This window comes from Sinorhizobium terangae (assembly GCF_009601505.1).
Taxonomy (GTDB): domain Bacteria; phylum Pseudomonadota; class Alphaproteobacteria; order Rhizobiales; family Rhizobiaceae; genus Sinorhizobium; species Sinorhizobium terangae.
In genome coordinates this window covers 1-4,602 of the sequence record NZ_WITC01000063.1, presented here as the reverse complement: position 1 = coordinate 4,602, position 4,602 = coordinate 1, and the positions used below count along the sequence as shown (strand labels likewise).

Annotated in this window: 5 protein-coding genes and 1 pseudogene; 1 reads left to right on the top strand and 5 read right to left on the bottom strand. The window is 58.1% G+C overall.

Features of this window, described 5'->3' with window-relative positions; translation table 11 throughout:
* The 3 genes from GHK62_RS17605 to GHK62_RS17590 form a co-directional block, all read right to left on the bottom strand.
* On the bottom strand, positions 1–255 hold a 255-nt coding region (locus GHK62_RS17605; protein ID WP_380785733.1), incomplete at its 3' end, for a transposase.
* Between the two features lie 823 nt (positions 256–1,078).
* Positions 1,079–1,243: a transposase domain-containing protein gene (locus GHK62_RS17595; RefSeq protein WP_234886941.1), complete on the bottom strand. Its 165-nt coding sequence runs from the start codon at positions 1,241–1,243 to the stop codon at positions 1,079–1,081.
* A 537-nt stretch (positions 1,244–1,780) separates the two neighbouring features.
* Positions 1,781–2,560 carry a class I SAM-dependent methyltransferase gene (locus GHK62_RS17590; RefSeq protein ID WP_153440453.1) on the bottom strand — a complete coding sequence of 260 codons (780 nt, stop codon included), beginning with the start codon at positions 2,558–2,560 and terminating at the stop codon, positions 1,781–1,783.
* Between the two features lie 457 nt (positions 2,561–3,017).
* Between GHK62_RS17590 and GHK62_RS17585 the strand changes: the two are divergent.
* Positions 3,018–3,446 (top strand): annotated as a pseudogene (locus GHK62_RS17585) (DDE-type integrase/transposase/recombinase); the annotation flags it as partial.
* Positions 3,447–3,616: 170 nt separating this feature from the next.
* On the opposite strand, the gene GHK62_RS17580 reads toward GHK62_RS17585, so the two are convergent.
* Entirely contained in the window at positions 3,617–3,823 is a 207-nt protein-coding gene (locus GHK62_RS17580) for a hypothetical protein (RefSeq protein WP_153440452.1), read from the bottom strand.
* Between the two features lie 286 nt (positions 3,824–4,109).
* A partial coding sequence (locus GHK62_RS17575; RefSeq protein WP_153440451.1) for a phytanoyl-CoA dioxygenase family protein occupies positions 4,110–4,602 on the bottom strand: 493 nt, incomplete at its 5' end.

Sequence of the window (4,602 nt, the reverse complement as noted above, 5' to 3'; positions counted from 1 at the left end):
CGCTTGAACTTCTTCGTGCAGTCGCTCGACGGCGTTGGTCTTTCGAAGCGATCTCCATTGCTCGGAGGGAAGCGCAGGAAGGTGAAAAGCTGTCGCCCCCTCTTCAAGGCTGTCGGCGACGGCTCGGCATCTGAGGCGCCATTTGCGGATGAAGGCCTTGCGCCTTTGCTTCACCTCCTTGACGGTCCTGGCGTAGATCATGTCGGCGTAGTCGACGCCGATCTCCTCACGAAGCCGCTTGGGCGCATGCGTCAAAAGGTTGCGATGCTTGTGAACGGCGCAGCGCTGAACGGGCACTTGTGGCCACAGGGCTGGAGGGGGCCTCTAGGCCCTGGCACGCCGTCGACGTGAGCAATTTCGGAATCTTGAGCCCGCGTGCCCATATCGTCGAGCGTAAGCGGTGCACCAAGGCAGCTCTCCCGAATCCGCCTGATGCGTGGATGGCGGTCAGCCGTTAGTCGGCGCGCCCCGGGGGCGATCACTGTGGGTTCTCATAACCGGTGACATAGTGGAATTCACGAAAGGCGGGATGACGAGGGCGATGTCTTTGTACGCCTCGTGCTCAATGAAGTGCGCGGTCTCGGGTCCCGGCCTGGGTTTGCCGAGGACGGGCCCGCCCCTTCTTGTCGACGCAGTAGATCAGGATCGGCAGCAGCTGACCGTGGTTGGGGTTCTTGAGGTCGAATGGCCGTTTCCAGCGTTTGATGTTGAGATTCATGGCCGCGTAGAACCCTTGGCACCACGGCCGTGGGTCGATGCCGCCGCCGGGCTCGTTGGTGGTGAAGCGGGGCGAATAATCCTGCGGTCTGTCGAACAGCGTCTCGTTGATCGGTTATGGATCCTGGCGAGGCTGGCAAATACGGCGTGATCGGTTGCAGAGCCTTTGGCCAGGACGTCACGTGGCAAGCCCATGAGCGGGCACACCAGTCTTGCGGGTCGGCGAACCGCGGCCCAGTGACCGCCGCCGTCACGAAGCCATCCAGCGCCGAGACGGTTCACACCAGCGGGCGGGGGTTGGTCTTGGCGGCCATCCAGGCCTCAAGCGCCTGGTCCGACAGCGCCATGTCATCGAGCGCGCTCATGCCGCCAAGGGGAGCGGCATCTCGTGGCGGCGCACCCAGTTCCACGGCATCAGCTCGTCCCAGCGCGAGGCTGGCCAGGCGTTCTGGATACGCTCGATGACATCGGCCATGTAGGTTTCGGCATCGACAGCCAATTGCGTCTGCCGACCGTCGTCGCCCATTCATTCTGCCCATGTCGGGGAAGAGCGAAGGTTCACTATCCCTGGCATCCCTATTTTGGCCGAAAAGTCAGTGTGCGACGTCCGCAGGTTGATATCGGGCCGCTGTCAGATTTGAAGAGGCTGCTTACCCCTGCCACGGCTTCTCCAAGCTCCCAACGCGATGGTGGAATCGCTCGGGAGAAAGTCGATGGAAAAGCACGACGTGCCGCGCTGACCTCGTGCAGACAGATGAGCCTGATGTTCGAGTCCCGCAGGATGGACGGGATGAGCGACGCGGAACGAACGAAGGCGGTAATCACGCTTGCCCAAATCCTGATGCAGGCGACCCGTCTCGTCGTCGAGGAGCTCGGCGATGACCGGCGCTGAACTGATCCCGGCGCAGCTCCTGAAGCGCAAGGCCGTCGTCTATGTGCGTCAATCGTAAGCGGTACGAGCACCCCATCTGGCGCTCTGGTGCAAGAGATTAAGGCGCTCGATCTATCAACACGCCATCCGACATCGGTCGAGCCCTGCCCTTGGCGAATACGTTAACATGGATTACAAATGCAGCGCTCGTGGAGGCTCCTGTTCCATCTTTTCGATAACCACCACACCTCGGGCGAACTTTATGTTCGATAGTGACTTTGCGATATCAAATACAGAATACTCGGTCAGGACAGTTGGGCGGTGAACCTGAAAATCTTGATAGGTATAATCCTCAAATACGCTGTTCTGCACGTCGATGAGCATCTTGAAGAAGTCCGTGGATGTGACCGGCGCATCGCGAAAATCATCGGTGTTGCTCCAGTACATGCACTCAAGGTCTTCAACGAAGTAAATGCCGTTGTTCTTTAGGCCGGTCATAAAAAGCGCGTTGAACGAGGCGATTTGATGAGAGGCGACATGGCTTCCATCATCGATGATGAGATCGAAAGGGCCGTACTTCTCGACAATTAATCGAAGAAAAGCAGCATCACGTTGATCACCAATTTCCACATGAATGTTGCTGTCCGGGTTGTCTGACTTCGAACATTGCGAGTCTACATCGACGCCAACAATCCGGGCGCCAACACCAAAAAAGCGGCTCCACAAGCGGAGAGATGCGCCTCGATAGACACCAATTTCAAGGACTCGCGGCCGCTTGCCACGGAAGCGCGAGAATTCCCGATCGTATACGGGAAAATATCCAAGCCACTTATGCCCGCCAGGAATACTTGACCACATCTTGCCGGATGTTGTGTTCTCGATGTTCTCAAAAGGAGGTGTTTTGCTCCCCTTCCAGGTAGTCTTGCGGAGCATGTCCGGGGACAGCATGTTGTATGAGCTTTTTAGCGCCATCGTACTCTCTCGATAAGTGGATATCTGAACCATACAAGACGCGTGCCAAACGCCCAGTGCTGATTTGTCTTGGCTATCCCGTCTGGCACGTGTCGCGTGCGGGACAGAATGTCGTAACTCCGACATCGGATCGCAGGTGTTCTATCTGCCGATCTGGCGCCTCGCTCATCGACGGGCTTCTGGCGCGCATCAATCTTCGACGCGGCAGCCGGGGTTCGCTGCCCGACCAGATCGAAAGAACCTTGCAGGTGGCCGATATAAGCGACAAACTCACCGAGCGCTGACGATCTATTAAAGAACCTACATCAAGATCCGCGAGGATGTACCTCTATCGCGCCATCGACAGCGTCGACGACACCTTTGCGCATTTCGCAAAAGACGGACAGGGGTTCCGCTAATTCCCGGACAGTCCTGGGATTTAGCGAAAAAGCTGTCCGGGATTTACCGAAACACGCACACCGTCGAGTTCTGGTTCAGTGAATACCGGGATTTGCCGGCCGCCAAGCGTTTCTTCACAAAAGCGCTGGCACGCCATGGCCGTCCCTATCGCATCGTCATCGACGGCAGTCAGACCAACCGGGAAGGCATTGTTTCCTGCGATGCCACAAGTCTATTGCAGGATTGCTCCCGGCGCCGGTCGAAGCCGATCCCCATCCGCCAAAGCCAATACCTCAATACCTCAATAACCGCATCGAGCAGGATCATCCGATCATCGGCGTATCAAGCGCCGGGTGCTGCCGATGCTCGGTTTCAAATCGACGCACACCGCCGCGGTCACCCTGTCCGGGACCGAGATGGTCCACATGATGCGCAAACGACAGGCGCTGTACGCCTTCATCCGAAGCCATCTCTCGCCGAGCAGCTCGAAATCCTCGCTGCCGTATGAGGTTGCCACCACTCTGGCAAATTCTCTGACCGGACAAGACTTTGCAACAGAACCATTGAAACTGGCAGCGTTTGCCGTGCGTGGCGGAGCGCTCTGGTTCGGATCGACGTCCCGTCCTATCGGGGCGGCCCGGGCGCCATCCCGACGAGGTCATGCAAGGGAAAGAGCGATCAGCGCTGGATGGGGCGCAGACGGATGACCACGTCGACATGGGCGATTTCCATGCCTTCGGGCGGTTCCGGCGAATTGTCGATCACAAGACTGCTGATCGGGATATCCAGCACCTCCAGATCGGCCAAGGCAACGCGTTGCCGCGTCGGGCGCAGGCCCGCCATCCTCAGTCTGGTCTCGATTGCGAATTCGGCAGCTACAGCCATAAAGGGAACTCCAATCCCTGGTTACCGATGGCGCATGCCTAGTTCATGCGTTTATGATCTCGCCCCACCTGTATTGGAAAGTCCTCTTGGCATATACGGAACGGTACGGGAAGATTTCTGGTTCTCACCCACGAAAAAAGAATGAAATCAATAAATTGAGTGTACCGGCATAATCAATTTATTGAATCTTACTGCACTTTCGTGGGTCAGTATCGGAGAAACTCCCCGCATCGTCCTTAAGTTTCCGTCGTAGCCTGCTCATGGTGCTCAGGCTGCGACCGACCAGCTAGGCTCTCCCGACAATCGGGTTGATCGTGTCTTCGCAGAGCCTGTCGCCGACGTTCAAGCTTTCGAAGTAAGCCGTGGGCAGAATGTCCTGGCACCCGTTAAAGGTGCAGCCATCGGGCATGAAGGCCGCGGTCATCGCGATCCGGCGGCGGCGGGTCATGTTGGCCCCGGCGCCATGCGCCGTAAGGCCGTTGTGAAAGCTGCAATCGCCCGCGCGCATTGGGACCGCGACAGGGTCCGTCTCTGCCATCTCGGGGTAGATCTTGAAGAGTCCCGCAAGGTCTTTCCCGATGTTGGCGTTATCGTAGCGGGCGAGCCTGTGGCTGCCCGGCACGAACGACAGGCAGCCGTTGAGGGGCGTCGCATCCTCGAGCGCGATCCAGATCGAAATCGCGTCGCGCGAATGGAAGGCCCAGAAGGGATTGTCGAGGTGCCAAGCGGTTGGGTTGCCGTAGGGCTCTTTGATCAACGCCTGATCGAGATAGATCCGC

Bases quoted from the DNA above. Each gene is read 5' to 3' on its own strand.
- GHK62_RS17590 (WP_153440453.1), bottom strand. From the start codon at position 2,560: ATGGCGCTAAAAAGCTCATACAACATGCTGTCCCCGGACATGCTCCGC.
- GHK62_RS17580 (WP_153440452.1), bottom strand. From the start codon at position 3,823: ATGGCTGTAGCTGCCGAATTCGCAATCGAGACCAGACTGAGGATGGCG.
- GHK62_RS17595 (WP_234886941.1), bottom strand. From the start codon at position 1,243: ATGGGCGACGACGGTCGGCAGACGCAATTGGCTGTCGATGCCGAAACC.